This window comes from Deinococcus aquiradiocola, from assembly GCF_014646915.1.
GTDB lineage: Bacteria > Deinococcota > Deinococci > Deinococcales > Deinococcaceae > Deinococcus > Deinococcus aquiradiocola.
In genome coordinates this window covers 55118-77599 of sequence record NZ_BMOE01000005.1, presented here as the reverse complement: position 1 = coordinate 77599, position 22482 = coordinate 55118, and the positions used below count along the sequence as shown (strand labels likewise).

The 22482-nt window shown below is 69.8% G+C and carries 19 protein-coding genes; 7 read left to right on the top strand and 12 right to left on the bottom strand.

Features of this window, described 5'->3' with window-relative positions:
* Positions 1 to 45: 45 nt before the first annotated feature.
* The 5 genes from IEY33_RS09060 to IEY33_RS09040 all read right to left on the bottom strand — a co-directional run bounded on the left by IEY33_RS09060 (position 46) and on the right by IEY33_RS09040 (position 4617).
* Positions 46 to 768, bottom strand: a complete 723-nt coding sequence (locus IEY33_RS09060; RefSeq protein ID WP_188962583.1) for a hypothetical protein — start codon at positions 766 to 768, stop codon at positions 46 to 48.
* Positions 765 to 1592, bottom strand: coding sequence for a PhzF family phenazine biosynthesis protein (locus IEY33_RS09055; protein ID WP_188962581.1), 828 nt, complete (start codon positions 1590 to 1592; stop codon positions 765 to 767). Before IEY33_RS09055 ends, IEY33_RS09060 begins: the two co-directional genes overlap by 4 nt.
* Positions 1589 to 1894 carry a VOC family protein gene (locus tag IEY33_RS09050; protein WP_188962579.1) on the bottom strand — a complete coding sequence of 102 codons (306 nt, stop codon included), beginning with the start codon at positions 1892 to 1894 and terminating at the stop codon, positions 1589 to 1591. Before IEY33_RS09050 ends, IEY33_RS09055 begins: the two co-directional genes overlap by 4 nt.
* Before the next feature lie 61 nt (positions 1895 to 1955).
* Positions 1956 to 3239: a homoaconitate hydratase family protein gene (locus tag IEY33_RS09045; RefSeq protein ID WP_229670894.1), complete on the bottom strand. Its 1284-nt coding sequence runs from the start codon at positions 3237 to 3239 to the stop codon at positions 1956 to 1958.
* Positions 3240 to 3366: 127 nt separating this feature from the next.
* Entirely contained in the window at positions 3367 to 4617 is a 1251-nt protein-coding gene (locus tag IEY33_RS09040; protein WP_229670893.1) for a benzoate/H(+) symporter BenE family transporter, read from the bottom strand.
* Between the two features lie 464 nt (positions 4618 to 5081).
* On the opposite strand from IEY33_RS09040, the gene IEY33_RS09035 reads away from it, so the two are divergent.
* Positions 5082 to 6533, top strand: coding sequence for an esterase/lipase family protein (locus IEY33_RS09035; RefSeq protein WP_229670892.1), 1452 nt, complete (start codon positions 5082 to 5084; stop codon positions 6531 to 6533).
* A gap of 18 nt (positions 6534 to 6551) precedes the next feature.
* On the opposite strand, the gene IEY33_RS09030 is transcribed toward IEY33_RS09035, so the two are convergent.
* Positions 6552 to 7385 carry a PhzF family phenazine biosynthesis protein gene (locus tag IEY33_RS09030; RefSeq protein ID WP_188962577.1) on the bottom strand — a complete coding sequence of 278 codons (834 nt, stop codon included), beginning with the start codon at positions 7383 to 7385 and terminating at the stop codon, positions 6552 to 6554.
* A gap of 58 nt (positions 7386 to 7443) precedes the next feature.
* Positions 7444 to 8607 (bottom strand): homocitrate synthase, encoded by a 1164-nt coding sequence (gene lysS, locus IEY33_RS09025; protein WP_188962574.1) that lies wholly within the window; start codon positions 8605 to 8607, stop codon positions 7444 to 7446.
* Positions 8608 to 8787: 180 nt separating this feature from the next.
* Between lysS and IEY33_RS09020 the strand changes: the two genes are divergently transcribed.
* Positions 8788 to 9792: an aldo/keto reductase gene (locus IEY33_RS09020; RefSeq protein WP_229670891.1), complete on the top strand. Its 1005-nt coding sequence runs from the start codon at positions 8788 to 8790 to the stop codon at positions 9790 to 9792.
* A gap of 195 nt (positions 9793 to 9987) precedes the next feature.
* Here the strand turns inward: IEY33_RS09020 and IEY33_RS09015 are convergent, their stop codons facing one another.
* The 5 genes from IEY33_RS09015 to IEY33_RS08995 all read right to left on the bottom strand — a co-directional run bounded on the left by IEY33_RS09015 (position 9988) and on the right by IEY33_RS08995 (position 15426).
* Positions 9988 to 10647, bottom strand: a complete 660-nt coding sequence (locus IEY33_RS09015) for a hypothetical protein (protein ID WP_188962571.1) — start codon at positions 10645 to 10647, stop codon at positions 9988 to 9990.
* A gap of 728 nt (positions 10648 to 11375) precedes the next feature.
* Complete coding sequence (locus IEY33_RS09010) at positions 11376 to 11705, bottom strand: hypothetical protein (RefSeq protein WP_188962568.1); 330 nt, start codon at positions 11703 to 11705, stop codon at positions 11376 to 11378.
* 117 nt (positions 11706 to 11822) lie between these two features.
* On the bottom strand, positions 11823 to 12767 hold the full coding sequence (gene fmt / locus IEY33_RS09005) for a methionyl-tRNA formyltransferase (RefSeq protein ID WP_188962566.1): 945 nt from the start codon (positions 12765 to 12767) through the stop codon (positions 11823 to 11825).
* On the bottom strand, positions 12764 to 13408 hold the full coding sequence (gene def, locus IEY33_RS09000) for a peptide deformylase (protein WP_188962564.1): 645 nt from the start codon (positions 13406 to 13408) through the stop codon (positions 12764 to 12766). The genes fmt and def overlap by 4 nt, the downstream gene beginning before the upstream one ends.
* An 80-nt stretch (positions 13409 to 13488) precedes the next feature.
* The gene (locus IEY33_RS08995; protein WP_188962560.1) at positions 13489 to 15426 is read right to left on the bottom strand and encodes an AfsR/SARP family transcriptional regulator; all 1938 of its coding nucleotides are present in this window, start codon (positions 15424 to 15426) and stop codon (positions 13489 to 13491) included.
* 442 nt (positions 15427 to 15868) lie between these two features.
* Here IEY33_RS08995 and IEY33_RS08990 point away from each other — a divergent pair, with 442 nt between their 5' ends.
* The 5 genes from IEY33_RS08990 (at position 15869) to IEY33_RS08970 (ending at position 22412) form a co-directional block, all read left to right on the top strand.
* Positions 15869 to 16669: a GGDEF domain-containing protein gene (locus IEY33_RS08990; protein ID WP_188962557.1), complete on the top strand. Its 801-nt coding sequence runs from the start codon at positions 15869 to 15871 to the stop codon at positions 16667 to 16669.
* A gap of 395 nt (positions 16670 to 17064) precedes the next feature.
* On the top strand, positions 17065 to 19299 hold the full coding sequence (locus IEY33_RS08985) for an ATP-dependent Clp protease ATP-binding subunit (RefSeq protein WP_188962555.1): 2235 nt from the start codon (positions 17065 to 17067) through the stop codon (positions 19297 to 19299).
* 166 nt (positions 19300 to 19465) lie between these two features.
* Positions 19466 to 19873: a DUF2087 domain-containing protein gene (locus IEY33_RS08980; protein WP_188962553.1), complete on the top strand. Its 408-nt coding sequence runs from the start codon at positions 19466 to 19468 to the stop codon at positions 19871 to 19873.
* 5 nt (positions 19874 to 19878) lie between these two features.
* Positions 19879 to 21252, top strand: coding sequence for a DNA repair protein RadA (radA, locus tag IEY33_RS08975; protein WP_188962550.1), 1374 nt, complete (start codon positions 19879 to 19881; stop codon positions 21250 to 21252).
* 65 nt (positions 21253 to 21317) lie between these two features.
* Positions 21318 to 22412 (top strand): PIN/TRAM domain-containing protein, encoded by a 1095-nt coding sequence (locus IEY33_RS08970; RefSeq protein ID WP_188962548.1) that lies wholly within the window; start codon positions 21318 to 21320, stop codon positions 22410 to 22412.
* Positions 22413 to 22482 lie beyond the last annotated feature (70 nt).

Here is a 22482-nt window from a genome sequence, read left to right as displayed (position 1 = left end):
CGCGCCTGACGTGACCGGGAACCGCTCCACGGTCACAGGGGCGCGCTAGGGGCGTTCCCACACGATGAGGGCACGGTGACGGACGAAAGACATGAACTGCGACCCCAGCAGCAGGGCATTGAGCAGCACGGCCGACAGCACCCGCTCGTTCAGGCCGTAGACCTTCCCGAGCGGCGTGTACGGCGCGCTCGGCGTGAAGACCAGCACGACGGCCAGCGTGACGAGCAGCACGCCCAGCGTGACATTCACGGCGTACTTGTTGCCGTGATAGAAGCTGCGCCACGCGCCGCCCCGGCCCGGCTGCACGCGGCCACCCGTCAGGTCGTGCCGCACGCCGTCCACCACGATCGCCACGATGACCCGCAGGTCCGGCGTGACGAGGAACGCCGGTTCGCGCGACAGGGCCTCCGTCACGCGTTCCGCGAGCGCCTGCAGTTCCGTCAGGTACCGCGCGAACACGCGGAGCGTCACGGCCCGCCCGTCCGGCGTCAGGTGCGCCAGCAGCGGCGGCGGATCGCTCGACTGCAGCGCGTGCGCGAGCAGCACCGCGCCCGCCCGTACCTGCCCCTGATCGGCGGGCGACACCAGCCGCACGATGGCCTCCGCCTCCGGCACGAGCCGCCCGTCCGGGCCGCGCACGTCCGTGAACGTCCACGTGGGCAGCGTCCGCGCCCACAACGCGGGGTCACGGGCGTCCGTGCCGGGCCGCAGCGGCACCGTCAGGATCGCGCGCAGGTGCGCCGGGTGCGCCCGCACCGCGCCCGTCACCCGCCCTCCCCCTCCAGGGACGGCAGGGTTACCGTGCCCTGCAGGTACAGGACGGCGTGCCCGCTGACGTGCACGCGCTCCGGCTGCAGCTCGCAGCGCAGTGCCCCGCCGCGCGCCGACACCTGCCGGGCCTGCAGGACCGTGCGGTTCAGGTGGGCCGCCCAGTACGGAGTGAGGGTGCTGTGCGTGGAGCCCGTCACGGGATCCTCCGGGATGCCCATGCCGGGGCAGAAGCAGCGCGACACGAAGTCCGCGCCGCTGCCAGGGTCGGCGCGGGCCGTGACGACGAGGTCGTCGATGTCTCCCAGGCGCGCCCAGTCGGGCACGAGGGTCCGCACGGCCGTCTCGGACTCCAGGACCGCGAACACGCTGAAGTTCCCGCCCGTCACCTCGAACACCTCCCGGACCGGCACGCCCAGCATGGCCTGCAGCTCGGCGCAGGTCCGCCGCGTGGGGACCGGATCGAGGCGCGGCAGGTCCAGGCGCACCGCGCCGTCCTCGCCGCTCCCGGCTCGCAGATCACCCATACGGGTCGTGAAGCTCAGGTGGGGCGCGTCGTCACCCAGCACGTTCCACGCGGCCCACGCGGCCGCGAGCGTGGCGTGACCGCAGAAGTTCACCTCCTGCGTCGGCGTGAACCACCGCAGACCGTAGCGGCCCGGACCGCCCGTCAGGAAGGCCGTCTCGGACAGGTTGTTCTCGGCGGCGAGCGCCTGCAGGGTCGCGTCCGGAAGCGGGGCGGGGAGCGGCATCACGGCCGCCGGGTTCCCGCCGAACACGCGCCGCGTGAACGCGTCGATCTGGTAGATGGGGAGGGTCGTCACGGGCGGCCCTCGTAACTGATGAATTCCAGCAGGCTGCCGTCCGGGTCGCGGAAGTACACGCTGACGCCCTCGCCGCCCGCACCGAAACGGGGCACCGGGCCGAGTTCGACCGCCACACCATGCCGCGAGAGCGGGGTGGGGCTCAGACCGGGGCCGTGCAGGTTGAGCTGCGCCTTCCCGAAGCGGGAGAAGAATCCCGCGCCGCGCGGGATGACTTCCGCGCCCATCACGTCACGGTAGAAGGCGTTGGAGCGGTCCCAGTCGGTGACGTGCAGGACGCTGTGGTCGAGTCTGATGTTCATGCATGGACCTCGCCGGGGGACAGCGTTTCGCCGCGTGGCGCGTCGTGTGGCGTGCGCGGCGTCATCCGGCGTTCAGGATGTCTTCCGGCAGGGCCACGCGGCCCATGATGGCGGTCGCGGCGGCCACGGCGGGCGAGGCCAGATAGACTTTGGCGTCCTTGTCGCCCATGCGGCCGATGAAGTTGCGGTTACTGGTGCTGACGCAGACCTCGCCGGGCGCGAGGACGCCCTGGTGGCGTCCCATGCAGGGGCCGCAGCCGGGCGTGCCGAGCACCGCGCCCGCCTGGATGAGCGTGAGGAGGGTGCCGTCGGCCATGGCGTCTTCCATCACCTGACTGCTGGCCGGAATGACGAGCAGGCGGGTGGTGGGGTCCACCCGGTGGCCGCGCAGGACGTCGGCGGCGGCGTGCAGGTCGTCGAGGCGGCCGTTGGTGCAGGTGCCGATGAACACCTGGTCGACCTTGATGCCGCGCAGGTCGGCGACGTCGTGCACGTTGTCGACCTCGCTGGGGGCGCTCATGCGGGGGCGCAGGGTGCTCAGGTCGATCTCGATCTGCTGAACGTAGCTGGCTCCGTCGTCGGGGTAGATCCATTCGGGCACGTCGTAGCCGTAGTCGGTGAGGATCTCGCCGCCGGGCACGACGAGGCCGACCTTGGCGCCCGCTTCGACGCAGAGGTTGGCGAGCGTCATGCGTTCGCCGCGCGTGAAGCGGTCGCCGGCGTGCATTTCGATGCTCATGTAGGTGGCGCCGTCCGCGCCGAGGCGGCGGATCATTTCGAGGGCGACGTCCTTGGCGCTCACGCCCGTCTGCAGGTCGCCGGTGAAGGTGACCCTGACGCTTTCGGGAACGCGGAGCCAGATCTTGCCGCTGGCGGCGGCGAGAGCGATGTCGGTGGCGCCCATGCCGGTGCCGAAAGCGGCGACGGCGCCATAGGTGGTGCTGTGGCTGTCGCTGCCGAGGACGATCCAGCCGGGCCGGGCGAGGCCCTCTTCCATCAGGACCTGGTGGCAGATGCCGCGCCCCACATCGAAGAGGCGCACGCCGGTCTGCTGGGCGTATTCCCGCGCCTCCTTCTGCGCCTGTGCCACGCTGACCGTGCTGGCCGGGGCCACGTGGTCGATGACGATGCTGACCCGCTCGGGGAATTTCGGCACGGCGGCGAGGTCGCGTGTCATGCGTTCGATGAAGCTCTGGGCGATGCTGTCGACGACCATCACCTGGTCCACTTCGACCACGGCGAGCTGTCCGGCGTAGACGGTGTGGTGGCCGCGGTGCGAGAGGATCTTTTCGGCCATGGTCTGTGGGGGGGTGTGGGGTGTGGGGGCCGGGGTGGGGTCGGTCATGGGGTGCTCCTGGGGGTGGGGTGGCGTGCAGACCGGAGAGTCTTGCAAATGAAAGGAATTCTAGAGGAATCTGCTTCGTTTGCCAACCCGGCTGCCGGGGTTCACGCCGGAGCGGCAGGCGGGCACGTCAGCGGGACGCCCGATTCTCCCGCCGCCGCATGAGCACGGCGCTCAGGCCGCCCACCAGCAGCCCCCACAGCGGACTGCTCAGCCCCCACAGGCTCAGGCCCGACGCGGTCACCACCAGCGTCAGTGCCGCGCTCTCCCGCCAGCGCGCCTCGGCGAGGGCCGCCACCACCGCGCTCACGACCGTGCCCAGCAGCGCCAGCCCTGCCAGCGCCTGAATCATCGGCAGCGGCAGCGCCCCGGCCCCCACGATCACCGCGCCGCCGAACACGCCCAGCAGCGCGTACCACACGGCGCACATCACGCCCGCCACGTACCGCCGCCGCACGTCCGCGTGCGCTTCCGGCCCGGTGCAGATGGCGGCCGTGATGGCGGCCACCGTGATCCCGATGCTCCCGAATACCGCGAGCGGCAACGCCATCAGGCCCGTGCCGCCCACGACCGGCGAGGCGGGCACGTTCCGGTACCCGCTCAGGCGCAGGATCTCCATGCCCGGCAGGTGCTGCGACGCCAGCGCCAGCACCGTGACCGGCAGCGTCAGGCTGAGCCACGACAGCGCACTGAAGGCAGGCACGACCGCGTGCAGCGACCCCCACACCCGGCTCCCGGCGGGCAGCGGGTGCAGCGTTCCCGTCAGGGCCGAAGCGAGCACCCCGACCAGCAGCACGCCCGGCACGGCGGCGCGCGGCGTCAGGGTCCGCAGCGCGACGTACGTGAGCAGCATCGGCACGACCACGCCCGGCAGGGTCGCGGTGGCCGCCGCGCCGCGCAGCACGAAGGGCAGCAGCACGCCCGCCAGCAGCGCCGCCGACAGCGGCGGCGGAATCCGGCGGGTCAGGCGGTCGTACAGGCCCGTCACGCCCAGAACGGCCAGCAGGGCGGCGCTCGCCAGCAGCGCCCCCACGATCTCCGGGACGGTGAACCGCCCGGAGTCCTGCACCAGGATCGCCAGGCCCGCCGAGATCCACCCCGTCACGACTGGCGCGCGGTACCGCCAGCTGAGCACCGCCCCGACGAGCGCCATGCCGAGGTACATGGCCGTCATGGCGCTGACCGCCTGCGCGTGACTGTAGTGGCCCGCCGCGAAGGCCGACACGAACAGGCCGATGTTGCCGCTGTAACTCACGACCACCGCCACCAGTCCGGCGAGCGCGGCGCTGAAGGAGAAGTCCCGGCGGAAGTCGCGCAGGGTGGGCGGCGGCAGGTCCGGCATCACGTCCGGCAGCCCTGGCTGCGCCGGGCTGGAAGTCATGGCCGCGCCGCGTGGCGGGGTCGCCGGCACGCCTGGAGGAGTGAGGGTGGATGGATGTAGGGGGAGGCGTTCAGGATGTCCCGACTGTACTCCCGGACGCCCGCGCCCCCGGACGCCTTCCCCGCCGGGTGACACGTCCCGTCTAGACAGCCTCCCGGCACGGCAGGCCCGCCCTGCACGGCGGCAGGACGCACCCCACCACCCTCCACCCTGCCCCGGCGGCGCGGTCCAAAATTGCACTTACAGTCCAGAAACCGGGCGGCCCGTCTGTCACGATGAGCAGCGAACCACACAACCCGACGCCCCGTGGACCCTTCCACGGACCCCGCCCGCTCCAGCCCCGCCCCGGTCCGCCATCCGGACGGCACGGACCGCACGGCAAGCCACGCCCAGGGCCTCCCAGGCCGCGCGTGCCCGCCTGCGGACCGCGCCGTCCACAGTTCCCAGTCTTCCGAGGAGTGCCCATGCCCGCACCGAAGGAACGTCCCGCGTCCCGCCTCACCGCCGCCCTCCGCGCCCTGCCCCTGCTGACACTGGCCCTGCTGGCCGCCTGCGGTCCCGCCGCACCGACCGGCACGACCGGCGCCGCCAGCACCACGGTCGGCACCGCTGCCACCCCCACTGCCACGCCGCCCGACACGTACCAGGCCCGCCAGGACGCGGCCCGGACCGCCACGCCCGAACCCGGCACGCCCGGCCCCACCACCGACCTGTCCCGCACGTCCCCCGGCGGAACCGGCATGACCGCGCAGGCCACGGGCGACAGAAGCGTCCCCATCGTGCTCGTGCACGGCCTGCTCGGCTGGGGCCGCAGCGAAGCGCTCGGCGTCCCGTACTTCGGGGGCCTGCAGGTGGACGTGCAGGAAGACCTGAAACGCCTCGGGTACAGCGTGCACACCGCCAGCGTCGGCCCCATCAGCAGCAACTGGGACCGGGCCGCCGAACTGTACGCCCAGATCAAGGGCGGCTGCGTGGACTACGGCGCGGCGCACGCCAGCAGCGCCGGGCACAGCCGCAGCGACCCGGACAAGTGCTACCCCGGCTTCTACCCGCAGTGGGACGCGCAGCACCCCGTCAACCTGATCGGGCACAGCCTGGGCGGACCGACCTCGCTGCTGCTCGTGAAACTCCTCGAAGACGGCAGCCCCGCCAACGCCGCGAACGGCAACCTCTACACGGGCGGCCGCAGGGGCTGGGTGAAGTCCGTGATGACCGTGTCCGGCACGAACACCGGCAGTCCCGCCGCCGACAACCTGCAGACCATGCTGCCCTTCCTGAAGGACCTGGTGCTGTCCCTGGCAGGCACCGCCGGGGCAGGCAACGGCACCCTCTACAACTTCGACCTGGGGCAGTGGGGCTTCCGGCGGCAGGCGGGCGAGAGCTTCCAGAGCTACACGGACCGCGTCTTCGATCCCGCCCAGCCGTTCTGGAAGAGCACCGACCAGGCCGCGTACGCGCTGGAGCCCGACTCGGCCAGCGCCGAGAACGCCTTCATCGGGCGCAGTCCCGACACCCGGTACTTCTCGTGGGAGACGGTGTCCACGTACCGGGGCCTGCTGAGCGGCTGGCAGTACCCGACCGCCCAGACGAACCCGATCTTCGCGCCGATCGCGTACCCGTACGCGTGGCCGCTCAGCCCCGGCCTGGGCAACCTCGGCGGGCGCAGCCTGCGCGGGGCCTTCACGTACGACAGCAGCTGGTGGGAGAACGACGGCATCGTGCCCGTCAAGGTCATGAACGCGCCGCTCGGGCAGACGTACCGCGAGTACACGCCCGGCACGGTCACGCAGCCGGGCCAGTGGTACCGGCTCGGACGGCTGAACAACGTCGATCATCTCGACGTGGTGGGGCAGTTCACGACGTTCTCCGTGCGGGACTTCTACCGCAACCAGGCGGCCTTCCTCAGCAACCAGTAGCCCGGACGGGTCCCCGGTTCAGGTGTCGGCCCCTGCGTCCTCGCGGCGGGCGGTGCCGCCCACCCAGACGCCTTCCGCACCGTCCGGCGTGGCGACGTACTGCGCCTGCAGGCGGGCGGGCTGGCCGGGGCGCAGCTGGTGCGCGGTGAGGAGGTTCCCTTCTGGGAGCAGCCCACGCGCGCCGAGCACCCCGACGAGGCAGGCGAGCATGTTGCTGCTGGCGGCGTCCTCCGTGAAGCCGCGCAGCGGCCCGAAGGCGCGGAAGCTGACGTCGGCGCGCCCCAGGTCTGCCGCGCCGCCCGGCACGTACAGGATGAGGCCGGTCGTGCCGGTCGCCTCGCCCAGCTGCCGGACGGCGTCCGGGTGGGGCGCGGCCCGCTGCAGGTCGGGGAGGCCGGGCAGGGCCACGGCGAGGTTCGGGCGGGCGATGCGGGCCACGTGCGCGGGTCCGGCGGCCTGCAGGCCGAGCAGGTGGGCGAGGTCCGGCACGTCCTGCGGCTGGACCTGCGGGTCGCCCTGGCGCAGCAGCCACTCGCCGCCGCACATCTGGGCGGGCGTGGTGTCGCCGCCCATGGTGACGTCCGTCAGGTCACCGATCTCCTGCCGTCCGAACAGCCACGAGAGGGCCGCGAGGGCGCCACTGTCGCTGTCGCCCTTCTCGCGGTCGGGCGTGAACACGCGCAGCACGACGTCCGAGACGTTGACGTGCTGCACGAAGACGCTCAGGGGCGTGCCCGCAGCGGCGGCGCGGGCCTGCAGGTCGCCGTGCACGTCGGGGAATACGGTGACGGTCTTGCCGCCCGGCACGCGGGCGGGCGACAGGACGCGGTAGGGGGCGGGGTGGTCGTTCACGCGGGCAGTATGTCGCGTGCAGGGGTACGGTTCACGGCGTCACGTGTGGGCGCACCCTTCACGCGCTGACCCATTCGCGCAGCACCTTCTCGAGGTGCGCGTCGTCGAGTTCGTCCGTCTCGGCGAGCGCCTTGATGTGGTCCGTGACGCGGCGCAGAGCGTCCTCGCCGTAGTGCAGGCCGAGTTCGCGGGCCTTGTGCTGGATGGCGTGCTTGCCGGTCACCTTGCTGCCCGCCTGGATGACGCGCCCCACCCCGAACACTTGCGGGGGGATGGCCTCGTACGCGCCGGGGTTGAGGTAGATGGCCTTGAGGTGCATGCCGGCCTTGTGGTTGTACGCGAACTCGCCGGTCAGGTAGTTGTTCCACGGGATGGGCAGGCCGACCATGCGGGCGATCATGTTGTCGAGTTCGGGCAGCATCTCGAGGTTGTACTTCTCGATCAGGCCCTGCGGGTCGAAGGTGAACATGCGGGCGAGCAGCCCACCGAGCGGCGTGATGCCGTTGCGTTCCCCGATGCCCAGGATGGTGGTGTCGATGTGCGTGGCGCCCGCCTCGATGGCCTCGTAGGCGTTGCTGACGGCGCAGCCGGTGTCGTTGTGCCCGTGGAATTCGATGCCGCAGTCCTCGTGGATGACCTTCCGGACCTCGCGCACCAGGGTGTACACCTGTCTGGGCGTGGCGACGCCGACGGTGTCGGCGAGGCCGACGCGGTGCACGCCGAGGTCGGAGACGGCCTTGTACACGGCCATCAGGTCGGCTTCCTCGCTGCGGAAGGTGTCCTCGGCGCTGAAGCGCAGTTCGAGGGTGGGGTGGTTGGTCTTGAGCCAGCCGATGACCTTCTGGGCGGATTCGATGATCTGGGCGATGTTCTTGCCGTGCGAGAACTCGCGCAGGAAGCTGCTGGTGCCGAACAGCAGGTCGAGGCCGTCCACGCCGGTGTCGACGGCGCGCTGCACGTCTTCCATGGCGCAGCGGACGTGCGTGAGGAGTTTGGCGTTGAGGTTCAGGTCGGCGATCTTGCGGATGTCGCGGGCCGTCTGGGCGCTGACCATGGGGGTGGTCAGTTCGATGAACTCGGCACCGAAGGCGTCCAGGGCGCGGGCGATCTCGATCTTGTCGTCGGATTTGAAGTTGCCACGGGCGAACTGTTCGCCTTCGCGCAGGGTGCTGTCGATGATGGCCCAGCTGCGGGCCGGGATGAGGGGGGCTGCTTCGGTCATGAACACTCCTGGGTGGCGGGTCGGTCCGGGCGGGGCACGGCGGGCGCCGCCGATCATTTCAGGTCACTCTAGCGCCAGACACTTACAAACGTCAAGTAAAGCGGAATAAAAAATTACGCTTGTAATTGATGAAGGAAACAGGGCTTGCCCCCCGCACACCCTGCGGGCTACAGAAGGAACATGACCACCCCCGACCCCACCGCAAGCATGTTCAGACGCCCCCTCGGCAAGACCGGCCTGATGGTCTCAGAGGTCGGCTACGGCGCCTGGGGCATCGGCGGCACCCAGTGGGTCGGCGCGGACGACCAGGAAAGCACCCGCGCCCTGCAGCGCTACATCGACCTCGGCGGCAACTTCATCGACACCGCCCTCGCCTACAACGAAGGCCACAGCGAACAGCTCGTCGGACAGGTCGCCCGCGCCAACCCCGGCACGCTCGTCGCCAGCAAGATCCCCCCCAAGAACCGCATCTGGCCCGCCCAGCCGGGCAGCAGCGTGCAGGACGTCTTCCCCGGTGAGTACGTGATCGCCAGCACCGACACCAGCCTCGCCAACCTCGGCATGACCACCCTCGACGTGCAGCAGTTCCACGTCTGGGACGACAGCTGGCTCGGTCAGGGCGACTGGCAGGACGCCGTCACGCAACTCAAACGCGACGGCAAGATCCGGCACTTCGGCATCAGCATCAACGACCACCAGCCGGACAACGCCGTCCGGGCCGTCGAGGCGGGCGTCGTCGAGACGGTGCAGGTCATCTACAACGTCTTCGACCAGACGCCCCAGGACCGCCTGCTCGACGCCTGCCGCGCGCACGGCGTCGGCGTGATCGTCCGCGTCGCCCTCGACGAAGGCTCCCTGAGCGGCAACATCACGCCGGACACCACCTTCGACGCCGACGACTTCCGCAACGTGTACTTCGGCGGGAACCGCAAGGAGGAGCTGCAGGGCCACCTGCGCGCCATCGAACAGGACCTCGGCATCGGCACGGCCGACCTGCCCGCCACCGCCCTGCGCTTCGTGCTGAGCCACCCGGCCGTCAGCACCGTCATCGTCGGCATGCGCTCCGTACGCAACGTGGAACGCAACGCCGCACTCGCCGACGGCAAGGGCCTGAGCGACACGCAGCTCCAGAAGCTGTACCGGCACCGCTGGGACCGCAACTGGTACGCCCCCGCCGAATATTGATACCGGCTTAGATTGAGGTCACTTCACCTGGCAGCGACCACAGACATATCGACCTCCCCAATGTGTTGAGAGCAGAAGGTCGCTCTCATTATTCCGGTTCTCGTCGACTCGGGTCTCTGCCGGTATCAATAAGCGTCGTCCTGGCCGTCCCCGCGCAATATCTTGCGCAGCCCTAAAAAGTTGTACTTGTTTACTTCAAAAGCGCCCGGTGATAATAAATCCGCACATTTCATTATCTTTAGAGACAGATGCATAAAAATATGCGGGTATCTCATTAATAAAGGTATAATATCCTCTGTACGGAAACTCCTCATCGTCAGAAAATAATACATACGCTTGTTGATTTGGAGAATCTTTTATAACCGGAAATTTTAGCCCCACGGGTTCTCGTATTTGAAGCATAAATACTCCCGGTTCATTTTGGGACAACTCTGCGTCAGACGGGCGACCAGCCATATGACTTTGAGCCCAACTAAGTAGTCTTGAATGACTTCCATATATTGTCGCAGGAACCAGAGGTGAAACAATACTCCCTATCCATTCCTCGTTTGGATGGAAAAATATTCTGTATTCACGCTGCAAGTCAGAACATTCTTCATAACTGACTCGCGAGTTAAGACTTGTAGGGAGGTCTGGAGTCGTATTACCGGTGCATTTAATGCAATAAAATACACTAAAGAAGATTCCTGTTTGTATATGGTCGATATTGAATGTAAAATAATATACTAGATCTTCGCCGCATATTTTGCATACTGGATATTCCCTCGGGCGTTTGAGATTGGGAAGACCTCCGATTGAGCCGATAATAATCGATTTCGAGGTAAGTTTTTTTACTTCCCACATGACTTTTATCATTACGTCTCACTTTTGCGGATCTAGAAATGTTTTAACTGTAGGATGTATTGTACTGTCCGGTTCATTCTCGGTTACAGTGTAGAATAATACTGTGAAATTCGCCGTCCAAATGACGGTTCAAAGGCGCGAACCCTGTGGTGATAGCACCCACTATAGGGTACACGCCTCAACGCAGGTTCCTGTGCACACTCTATTGATACCGGCATAGATTGAGGTCACTTCGCTTGGCAGCGACCACAGACATATCAACCTCCCAAATGTGTTGAGAGCGGAAGGTCGCTCTCATCATTCCGATTCTCGTCGGCTCGGATTTCTGCCGGTATCAATAATCTGGTTTTGATCTGAACTTTTGGAGTTCAGCCGAGCGACAAGGGCACCAACAAGTACGGTGTTGAGGAGGTGGAAGCGGGCAGGCGTCCTGCAGGGCGCTGTCCTGCCCAGGAACGGATGCCTTTGCTGTTCCCGGCGTCCCTGGAATCGATCATACGTGTTCCGTCCAATTCCCGTACAGTCGGGAACGCGCCGCCTGCACGTCCATCGCCCGGAACACGTCCTGGATCCTTCTCCCGTTGGTCGGATTGAACCCGCAAACACCGCGGGATTCAATCGGAGTGCGTATCAAACCCGTATAGCCCGGCCCGAGGCGAGACGAGCGAAGACGGAACGGCCCCGTATCAGGGCCGTTCCGTCTTGTCTGTTGCCGGTCGTGTGATCGGCCGGAGTCCGTCCTACTTGCGGTCGCCGGGCAGGGGGGTCTTGCGGGCGGGGCCGCCGTCGATGCCGCCGCTGCGGCGCGTGCCCTCACCGCCGTCCTCGTCGCCGCCGAGGTCGCTGTACCCGTCCTCGTTGTTCGGTTCGCCCTGGCGGTCCTCGCCGTCCGAGCCGCCCAGGCGGCCGTCGTCGAAGCCGGGCTGGTCGTTGGCGTTGTGGTCGTCCTGCTCGGCATCGGACCGCAGGATGTCCTCGGCGGCGTTCTTGTCCTGCAGGAGTTCGCCGGTGGTGCCTTCGTCCACCACTTCGCCGGGAATGCCTTCCACTTCGTCGTCGCGTCTGGTCATACGCTCAGGCTACGGGACGGGGCGGGCGGGCGCACCCGCCCGCACTTTCGGTGACGTTAATGCCGCGCGCGGGTCAGCCTGCAGATCAGGAATGCCGCGCATGGACCAGCATCCGGGTCAGGCGGGCGTGCCGGTGTCGAAGCGGTCGCCGGGGCGGGCGTTCGTGCCGCGCCACCAGTCGGCGGCCGGCATGGGTTTACGGCTCTCCGGCTGCACCGTGACGAGCAGCACGGCGCCCTCGCCGCACGCGACGGTCACGCCGTCCGCCGTCACCTCCAGCACCTCGCCCGGCTGGCCCTGCCCGGCGGCGGGACGGACGGCGTTCAGCTTGACGCGCTTCCCGGCGAAGGTGGCGGTCGTCTGCGGCCACGCGTACACGCCGCGGTAACGGTCGTACACGGCGGCCGCGGGGTCGTGCCAGCGCACGTCGCCGTCCGCCTTGCTGAGCATGGGGGCGTGCGTGGCGAGCGCGTCGTCCTGCGGGGTGGGCGTCAGCTGCCCCAGGGCGTGCAGGGCCTGCACGATCAGGGTGCTGGCCTGCGCCTGCAGGGCGTCCGCGAGGTCCGGCGCAGTCCAGTGCGGCTGCACCGCGAGTTCCTGCTGCAGCAGGATGGGGCCGGTGTCCATGCCGGGGTCCGTCTGCATGATGGTGGTGCCGGTCACGCGTTCCCCGCCGATGATGGCCCACTGGATGGGGGCCGCGCCGCGCAGGCGCGGCAGGAGGCTGGTGTGCGTGTTCAGGAAGCCGTGGCGGGGCACGGCGAGCAGGTCGGCGGGCAGGATCTTGCCGTACGCGCAGGTGACGGCCACGTCCGCGCCGCTGTCCCGCAGCTGCGCGGCGAAGTCGCTGTTACCGCGCAGGCGGGCGGGCTGGGCGAGCGGCAGGCCGAGCGTGGCGGCGTGCGCGGCGACGGGGGGCGGCGTGAGGCGCAGGCCGCGCCCGACCGGCTTGTCGGGCTGCGTGACGACGAGCACCACCTCGAACGCCTCCCGGATGGCGTCCAGCACGGGGACGGCGAAGGCGGGAGAGCCGAAGAACGCGACCTTCGGCCCGCCCGTCACGCCCGGCCCTGACGTTCGTTCAGTTCGAGGGTCCGCAGGTACTCGCGCGACTGGCGCTGCATGGCGAGCAGGTCCTTGCGGTACTCCTCGGTCACTTCGGGCGGCAGGCGGTCCAGGAAGAACACGCCGTCCAGGTGGTCGTTCTCGTGCTGGAAGATCCGCGCGAGGTAGTCTTCGGCCTCGATGGTCTGCGTCTGCCCGTCGAGGTCGGTGTAGTCGACGCGGACGGCACGGGCGCGCTTCACGCCTTCCTCGTAGATGCCGGGAATGCTGAGGCAGCCTTCCTGGTAGCTGTCGTCCTTGCGCTTGTCGATGGGTTTCAGGACGGGGTTGATCATGGTGTAGGTGCGCAGCACGCGGCTCCTGAGGGGCGCGTCGCTGCCTTCTTCCTCGTCGTCCTCGTATTCGGCGGCGACGAACATGCGCAGGCCCAGCCCGATCTGCGGGGCGGCGAGGCCCACGCCGCGCGCCTCGAACATGGTTTCCATCATCTGGTCGGACACCTGCCGGAGCGTCTGCGGCGCGAAGCCGGGGATGCTGACGGGTGCCTGCACGCTCTGGATGGCGCGGGCCTTGCGGCGCAGGACGGGGTCGCCGTACAGCCGGATCGGGTAGATGGGGTGAGTGGAGGTCTCGGACACAATGTCGTTACTTTAGAGCATCCGCCTCTCCTCTTTCGGAAGTGCGCTGACGGTTGTCGGGAACAGGGCCGCTGGCCGCTTCAGCCGGACGCGGTGTGCTGCAGGATCACCTCGGACCGCTGCCGGATCTCGTCCAGCCAGCGGGGCGCGTCGAGGTCGTCGGGGTCGCGCGTCATGAATTCCTGGCAGATGAGGCGGGCGTTGCCCCAGTCGTCGAGGCGCAGGCAGAAGTCGATGCGGTTGCGGACGAGCAGCTTGAGGTTCCCGAGCTGCTCGGCACGCTGCGCCTCCACCCATTCGCCTTCGCCGTGGAACGGCAGGAACGGTCCGGCGTACACGTGCAGGGCGCGACTCACGTCCTGCATCTGCAGCGCCTGGTCGAGGGCGGCCGTGTCGAACTGCAGTTGCGGGTCCGGGCCGAGCCGGTAGCGTTTGTCGCGGTACGGGCCGCTGGTCTCCACGGCGTCCGGGCCGAGCTCGCGGCGCAGCGCGTGAATGGCGAGCTTCACGGCGCTCAGGGCCGCGCCGGGCGGACGGTCGGGGAAGAGGGCCAGCTGGATGTCGCGGCGGGTGCTGCCCGGGTGCAGGTGCAGGTACGCGAGGAGCGGCACGGCCGTCCGGAGCGGCAGCGTCTGGCTGCGCCGCATGACGTGCTGCTCGCCGAGCGTCAGGACGCGCAGCGGCAGCACCCACTGGCGCTGCGTGTCGGCGGCGTCCATCAGGGCCTGCACGTGCGGCGCGAGGCGCGGGTCCTGGCAGGCGTCCTGCAGCAGGTCGTGGTGCGCTTCGACCAGGGCGCGCAGCGCGCGGCGTTCCTGCAGGCGCAGCAGGCGCGGCAGGGCGGCCTGCAGGGCGGCGGTCATGGCGGCCGCGTCCTGGGCGGCGGCGTGGCACGCGGCGAGGTCGAGCGCGGCGCGCAGTTCGTCGAGCGGCCTTCCGCTGCGCCGGAAGGCGGACGTGGCGGCCTGCAGTCTGGGCACGGCGAGGTCCAGGTCGTGGCGGTGCAGGGCGGCGCGGCCTTCCAGTGCCCAGAGGTGCGGGTCGTGCGCGAGCGGCACGCGCGCCAGTTCGGTGATGATGCCCGCGTGGTGCCGGACGGCGGCGGCGGGCGCCGCGTCTGCGGGCGGGCCGCGCCGGATCTGGCCCTCGGCGCGCGCGAGGTGCAGGCGGCCGAGCGCGAGGGGGTCCTGCAGGGACGCGGCGAGCGGCAGTGCGCCCTGCGTCTCGCGGTCGAGGGCGTCCCAGTCGCCTTTCAGGGCGCAGCGTTCCGCCTGAAGGACCTGCCACGCGAGGCGCACGCGGACGGTGCCTTCCAGCGTCAGGAGGGCCTGCAGTTCGTCGACGGTGGCCTGCACGGCGAGGTCGTCGCCGCGCAGGTCGAAGAGCCGCACGAGGAGCAGCAGGGCGCGGCCGCGCGGGCCGGGGTCGGGCGCGGTGTTCAGGACGGTCAGTGCGAGGCGCAGCAGGCGTTCGGCCCGGTCGAGGTCACCGCCGAGCAGGCTGATCTCGGCGAGCGTGACGGCGACCTGCCCGGCCTCTTCCTCCTCGCCGCGCCGCAGGAAGTACTGCGCGGCCTCCTGCGCGTCGCGGGCGGCCAGCAGGAGCAGCGCGGGCGCGGCGTGCCGGTGAGGGTCCGGGGACGCACCTTCATGCTGCGGCTCGCCGCCTTCCGGTTCTGGCTGGACGTTCGGGTGCAGGTGCAGGCGCGTCAGGAGGTGCAGGGCGCGGCCACGCTCGGTGCCCTGCAGGTCCGGCAGGGCGCGCGCGAGGTGACGGGCGGCCTCGTCCGTGCGGCCCGTCTCGAACAGCACCTCGGCATACTCGACGCTGGCGTGCTGCGCGCCGAGCAGCGCGGCGCGCAGCAGGTGCAGTTCGGCCGCGTCGTAGCGCGCGAAGCGCAGTTCGGCCCGCCCCACGAGGCACAGTTCCTCGGCGTTCAGGTCCATGCGGCCTTCCAGGAGGGTCAGGAGGGCCGTGAACTGCCCGAGCTGGAATTCCGCTTCGCCCCGGATCGTCATCGTGCGTCCAGTGTACCGGGCGGGCATGAAACGGGCGTCTGCGCCGTGTCATCGGTTTGGATCGGGGCGGGCACGCGGCACCACGCCAGGATCGCCGGGCGGTGCGGAGTGTGCACTGGACGGCAGTTATCCGATATTTAACCGATGCCGCGGTAGGGTGTCATCGTCCCCGCCCGTGCAGCGCGGAGGACCCGCTCCCGGTCCGGACCGTGCGTTCATTCAGCACTGGCCGCGAGGGCGTCTCGCGCCTTACCGATATTCGGCCTGCAGGCCCGCCCAGTGGGCGTTCAGAAGTCCTCGACCGCATAACGCCCAGGTTACGCCCCTCCTGTCACACTGCCCTCAAGAAAGACCGGACCGCTGTCCCTGACGGGCAGGGACTGGGACCTGCCGCCGACTTCCTCCCGCCTGACACCCACGGCCAGACCGTACAGGAGTACCCGTGACCAGCCTCCCCTTCGATCCTGCCACTCCGCTTCCAGCGTCCTCGTCTTCCCTGCGTGTCCGCGCCGTCGCCATACCTCGCCTGCCGCGCGTTCCGGCGGGCACGTGGCGCGCGACGTTGCTGACGGGGTCGGTGCTGGGGATGCTGCTGTTCACGCTGGCGCTGGAACGCTGGACGCCCGCCCTGAGCGTGCCGGTGCGGCTGGGCCTGCACGGGGGGCTGCTGGGCCTGACGGTGGTGCTGTGGCGGGTGCTGTCCGGCCCGGTCGCGCTGCACACCCGCGATACGGCGCCCGCCCGGCACGACGACCTGACGGGCCTGCCGGACCGGCGCACGCTGAACGCCCGCCTGTCGGCGCTGCTGCAGTCGCGCGAGCTGGAGGCGCCGCAGGGGCGCGGGCCGGGCCGCCGCACCTGCAGCGTGCTGCGCGTGGACATCGATCACTTCAGGGGCGTGCAGGACACGTACGGGACAGGCGTGGGGGACGACGTGGTGCGGGCCGTGGCGCAGACGCTGCGGGACGAGCTGCGCGGCGAGGACCTGATCGGCCGCTGGACGGGGGACTCGTTCCTGGTGGTGCTGCCCGCGACGGCCTTCGAGGGCGCGCTGGTGGCGGCGGAGCGGCTGCGGCGCGCGGTGGCGCTGCGGACCTTCCCGCAGGTGGGCAGCGTGACCCTGAGCATCGGCGTGGCGACCCCGCAGCCGGGCGAGTCGCCGGAGCGTGTGATCGGGCGGGCGGACGCGGGCCTGGACTGCGCGCGCCGCACCGGCCGCAACCGCGTGGCGTTCCGCGAGTAGGGCTGGGAGGCCCGGCAGCGGTCTTCGCCGCCGAGTGCCGGTTCCGGTGGAGCGTGGCCGCCCTGCAGTTCGGGCGGCCCGCCGCTTATGGAGCGGTCCGGCACGGTTCCGGGCGGTCCGGCGGGGTCCGGCGGAGCTTCATGGTGGGGGGGGACCCGGACGGGGGGGCCAATGGTGAGACATAACGCGCTGACATCGGCGCTGCATCCTCTAGAATCACCGCAGGCCAGCTCCTCCGTTCTCTCGAAGTCATCGCAGGCCAGTACCTTCGTTGATGTCCGTCATCCCAGGCCCAGGCCGAGCCGCTCCGTCCTGATACTGCCCGGAGTTTCCATGACCTTTACGGTATCTTCATCTAACGTCGCGGACGATGCAGGCCCGACCAGGGGGAGTCCATGAACAGATACGACGACCGCGCACGACTCGTTTTCCACTACGCCCGCGAAGAGGGCAACCGTCTGGGCCACGCGATGGTCGGCCCGGAACACCTTCTGCTCGGCCTGATGCGCGAGGGCGGCACCGCCGCCAGCCTGCTCGGCGAGTTCGGCGCCTCGCTCGACGGTCTGCGCCGCCGCGTCGAGGAGATCATCGGACGCGGTGAAGGCAACCGCCTGAACGACGCGCCCAGCATCACGCCCCGCGCGCGCCGCGTGATGGAACTCGCCAGCCACGAGGCCCGCACGCTCGGCGCGCAGGTCACCAGCACCGAACACATCCTGCTCGGCATCATCCGCGAGGGAGACGGCGTCGCCTTCCGTATCCTGCAGGAACTCACCAAGGACGTCGACACCATCCGCTGGCGCGTCCTCGCGCAGGCGGACGGCCAGAAGGCCCCGAAGCCCGTCGCGACGCCCTTCCTCGACGAGTACGGCCGCGACCTCACCAAGCAGGCCAAGGAAGGCAAGCTCGACCCGGTCGTGGGCCGCAGCGAGGAGATCCGGCGCGTCACGCAGATCCTCACGCGCCGCACCAAGAACAACCCCGTGCTGATCGGCGACCCCGGCGTCGGCAAGACGGCCATCGTGGAGGGCCTCGCGCTCGCCATTCACGAGAACCGCGTCCCGCCGAACCTGGCGGGCGTGCGCCTCATCTCGCTCGACCTGTCGGGCGTGGTGGCGGGCACCAAGTACCGCGGCGAGTTCGAGGAGCGCCTCCGGCAGATCATCGAGGAACTCCGTCAGGCGAAGGTCGTGGCGTTCATCGACGAGTTGCACACCCTGGTCGGCGCGGGCGGCGCGGAAGGCACGCTGGACGCCGCGAACATCCTGAAGCCCGCCCTGTCGCGCGGCGAGATCCAGGTGATCGGCGCGACCACCACCGGCGAGTACCACCGGTACATCGAGAAGGACGCGGCGCTGGAGCGGCGCTTCCAGCCGGTCATCGTGCTGGAACCCAGCCCCGCCGACACCCTGGAGATCCTGAAAGGCCTGAGAAGCCGCTACGAGGAGCACCACGGCATCCAGATCCCGGACGCGGCCCTGGAGCTCGCCGTGCGGATCGGGGAGCGCAGCCTGCCGGGCCGGAACTTCCCGGACAAGGCCATCGACCTGATCGACGAGGCCGCGAGCCGCGTGCGGCTCAACATGAGCCTCGGCCTGCCCATCGCGGAGAACGCGGACGGTGAACCGTACGTGACGCGCGAGGACATCGAGAGCGTCATCAACAGCATGGGCGGCATCTACAGCGAGGACACGGCCTCGCAGCTCGGGAACCTCGAAGAGCAGCTGGACGCGCAGGTGTACGGCCAGCCGGACGCCATCAAGGCACTCAGCAGCGCCCTGCGGCGCGCCCGCGTGGGCCTGGGCGGACGCACGCGCGTCGCCGCGAGCTTCCTGTTCGTCGGCCCGAGCGGCGTCGGCAAGACGCACCTCGCCAAGGCGCTCGCCACCACCCTGTTCGGCAGCGAACGCAGCCTCATCCGCGTGGACATGAGCGAGTTCCAGGAGGCGCACAGCGTCAGCAAACTGATCGGCTCTCCTCCCGGTTACGTGGGGTACGAGCAGGGCGGCCGCCTCACGGAGGCGGTGCGGCGCCAGCCGTTCAGCGTGATCCTGCTCGACGAGATCGAGAAGGCCCACCCGGACATCTACAACACCTTCCTGCAGGTGCTGGACGACGGCCGCCTCACGGACGGCCTGGGCCGCACCGTGGACTTCCGGCGCACCATCATCATCATGACGAGCAACACCGGCTTCAACGTCAACCCGACCGCCGGGTTCTCGCCCGTCACCGCCGACAGCAACACGCCGCTGCGGCACATCTTCACGCCGGAATTCCTGGACCGCCTGGACGAAGTGATCCGCTTCCGTCCGCTGGGCGAGGAGGAACTGGTGCGCGTGGCCGGTCAGCTGCTCGAGGAGATGCAGGAGGAACTGCACAGCCGCGAGCTGAACGTCACCTTCGATCCCGGCATCGCCGCGTGGCTGGTCGGGAAGCTCAAGGCGCGCAGCCCGAAGCACGCGACGGGCAGCAGCCGTCAGCTGCGGACGCTGGTGCGCGACGAGATCGAGGACCCGCTGGCGCTGGAGCTGATCGGCAACGACGACGGCGAGCAGGTCCGCGTGCGCCTCACGGACAGCGGCCTGAGCTTCGAGCGCGGTGCGAACGCCCCGCAGCAGATCCTGGCCTGACACTTCCCGCCGCTTCCCTGCAGCGCCCCGGTTCCGGCCGGGGCGTTTGCCGTGCGCCCAGGGCTGCCTCGCCCGGAGCGTGCCGTGGCAGCCCTGAACGGGGCCTGACGGGCGGATTGGGGGAGCGTCCCGGCGCGGGTTTCGCCCCTGACGTAACATGGTTGTCATGAACCGCCCCGTCAAACGCCGCAACACCCGCAACAAGAAGACCCTCGCGCCCGCCAAGACCCTGAACGGCATCAGCGCCTTCCAGGACGAGCAGGGCCGCGTCGCCATCTGGCCGTCCGCGCGCCGCCGGGACGCGCAGGTCGCCGTGCTGGAACACCTCGCCGCGCAGTTCGAGGGCGGACGCATCTACCCGCAGGCGGACGTGGACGCCGTGCTGCAACGCCACGTCAGCCTGCAGGACCCACAGACGCTGCTGGACGAACTGGTGGACAGCGACTACCTGCGCCGCGACCCGCAGGCCGGCACGTACTGGCGCAGCATCGGCCGGCCCACCACCACGCCCGAACTGCCGGAAGCGCCCCGAAGCGGCCGTGTCACGCCGCAGAGCGGCTCCGGGCAGGACTGAACCGCATGGCGAAGGTCACCACCAAGTACGTCTGCACGTCGTGCGGGTACCAGTCCGCGAAACCGCTCGGCCGCTGCCCGAACTGTCAGGCGTGGAACAGCTTCGAGGAGGAAACGCCGAGCGTCGCCGCGACCGGCAGGGGCGGCGGGTACGGCGGCGTGCGCGGCGGCAAGCTCACGGCGCTCAGCACCGTCGGGCGGCGCGAGGAGCCGCGCACGCCGACCGGCCTTCCGGAACTCGACCGGGTGCTGGGCGGCGGACTCGTGGCGGGCGGCGTGACCCTGATCGGCGGTGAGCCGGGCATCGGCAAGAGCACGCTGCTGCTGCAGGTCGCGGACCTCGTCGCGCGCGCGGGCGGCCGCGTGCTGTACGTGGCGGGCGAGGAAAGTCTCGAACAGATCCGCCTGCGCGCCGACCGGCTCGGCGTGACGGGCGAGATCGACCTGACGCGCGACACGCGCGCCGAGATGATCGCCGCGCACATGGAGCAGGAACGCCCCGCGCTGTGCATCGTGGACAGCATCCAGACCGTGACGCTGGAGGACTCGGCGGGCGTGGCGGGCGGCGTGTCGCAGGTGCGGGACGCGACCGCCACCCTGACGCGCGCCGCCAAGGAGACCGGCACCGCGACCGTGCTGGTCGGGCACGTCACCAAGGACGGCAACGTCGCCGGCCCGAAGGTGATGGAGCACATCGTGGACACCACCGTGTTCCTGGAGTCGGTGGGCGCGTTCCGGCTGCTGCGCAGCGTCAAGAACCGCTTCGGGCAGGCGGGCGAGCTGGGCGTGTTCGAGATGCGCGAGTCGGGCCTCGTGGCCGTCGAGAACCCCAGTGCCGCCTTCCTGGCCGAACGGCCCGTCGGGGTGCCGGGCAGCGTCGTGGCCGCCACGCAGGACGGGCACCGGCCCATGCTGCTGGAAGTGCAGGCGCTCGCAGCACGCACCCCGTACCCCAACCCGCGCCGCGTGGTGGTGGGCCTGGACGCGCGGCGCGTGGACGTGGTGCTGGCCGTGCTGGAGCGCCGCCTGAACCTCGCGCTGGGGAACCTCGACATCTACGTGAACCTCGCGGGCGGCCTGAAGGTCCCGGACCCCGGCCTGGACCTCGCGGTGGCGCTCGCGGTGTACTCGGCCGTGGTCGGCAAGGCCATGCCCGGCAACGTCGCCGTGTTCGGCGAGGTGGGCCTCGCGGGCGAGGTGCGGACCGTGCAGGGCGCCATCCGGCGGGCCGAGGAGGCGAGGCGTGCCGGGTACACGCGGCTCGTCGTGCCGCCCGGCCTGGACGGCGAGCAGGGCGTCAGGAGCGTCGAGGACGCCCTCGGCGTCGTGTGGCAGGGCCAGAAGCCCGCCCGCACCACGCAGGACGACCTGTCCCGCTGAAGGCCGCGCGTGGCGTGCCGTGCAGGCGCGCCGCGTCCCAGCGGGACGGCATGTAGACTGTGTTCGTGCCTGCCATCCGTCTCCTGACTCTGCTGCTGGGCCTGCTGCTGGGCTACGGCGCGGGTCGCTGGATCTCGGTCGCCCAGCACGTCGAGGCCCCGTCATCCTTCCTGAACATCATCTCGCTCATGCTGGCCGGCGTCATGCTGGCTGTCCTGCTCGCACCCCGCGCCGAACGCCTCGGTGCTCGCTTCATCGAGACGCTCGAACACTGGTACGAGCAGCTGTCTCCCCGCACCGTGACGGCCGCGACGCTCGCGCTGGTCGTGTCGCTCGTGGTGAGCGTGCTGCTCGGCAACCTGCTGGGCGGCGTCCCGTACTACCGCTGGTGGTGGAACCCGCTCATCACGCTCGTGCTGGCCGGGTTCTTCGTGCCGTTCGCGGTGCGGAACGCCGACACCTTCGGCGTGATCGCGCCCACGCCCGTGCGCCGCAGGTCGGGCGGCAAGATCCTCGACAGCAACGTCGTCATCGACGGACGCATCGTGGAACTCGCCCGGACGGGCCTGCTGGAAGGTGAACTGATCGTCCCGGCCTTCGTGCTGCGCGAGGTGCAGCTGCTCTCCGACCACGGCGACCCGCAGAAGCGCATGCGCGGCAAGCGCGGCCTGAGCGTGCTGGAGGAACTGCGGCAGGTGGTGACGCTGCGCGTGGACGACTGGGACGCGCCGGAACTCAGCATGACCGACGACAAACTCGTGCGCCTCGCCCGCGAGACGTGCAGCAAACTCATCAGCAACGACACCAACCTCGCCAAGGTCGCGCGGCTGTACGGCGTGACGGTCGTGAACCTCAACGAGGCGGCCGTCGCGCTGCGCCCGCAACTGCAGGTGGGGGACGCGCTGACCGTCACCATCACCAAGAACGGCCAGCAGGCCGGGCAGGGCATCGGGTACCTGGAGGACGGCACGATGCTGGTGGTGGAGGAAGGCGCGAAGCACAAGAACCGCAGCGTGCGCGTCGTCGTGCTGAACAACGTGCAGACGAACATGGGCCGCATGATCTTCGCGCGGGCCGAACCGCAATCCAAGGACGCGCCGCGCGAGAACGGCAAGGACCGCCAGCCGGACGTGACCGACCCCACGCCCGCCCGCAGCTGACCGGGCAGGACGCGGGCAGAACCGGCCCGCCGTCCGGAGTGCCCGGACAGGCCGCTCCCGCCCCAGACTG